We start from the raw sequence: 404 nt of genomic DNA, 5'->3' as shown, positions 1-404 counted from the left end.
TCACCACGCGATGCGGAAGCGTAGAGCGCGGCGACCTCCTGGACGAGCACGCCCAGGGACCAGCCATCCGCGACGATGTGATGCAGCGACAGCAACCACAGGTGCGAGTCATCCGCGAGCCGAAGCAGGCAGGAGCGCAGCAGCGGCCCCTTCTGCAAGTCGAACGGCTGCACGGCGAAGGACTGCGTGTGCTGGGCCACCGCGGCAGACTGCTCGTCGGCCGGAAGCGAGCGCAGGTCGATGAGCGGCAGCGGAACGTCCAGGGCCGGCGCGATGAGCTGCACGGGCTTGTCGTCCACCAGGCCGAACGTGGTGCGAAGGCTCTCATGACGCTCGACGAGGGCGCGCAGGCTGTGCGCGAGAGCCGTCGCATCCAGCGTCCCCGTCAGGCGCACCGCCAGCGG

General features: G+C 69.8%; 1 protein-coding gene. It reads right to left on the bottom strand.

Features of this window, described 5'->3' with window-relative positions:
• A partial coding sequence (locus ACLEQD_RS45195) for a condensation domain-containing protein (protein WP_410392039.1) occupies nt 1–404 on the bottom strand: 404 nt, incomplete at both ends.

It is taken from the genome of Corallococcus sp. 4LFB (genome assembly GCF_046520365.1).
In the GTDB taxonomy this organism is placed as follows: domain Bacteria; phylum Myxococcota; class Myxococcia; order Myxococcales; family Myxococcaceae; genus Corallococcus; species Corallococcus caeni.
The sequence above is the reverse complement of the archived record's forward strand: the minus strand, read 5'-3'. Positions and strand labels throughout refer to the sequence as shown.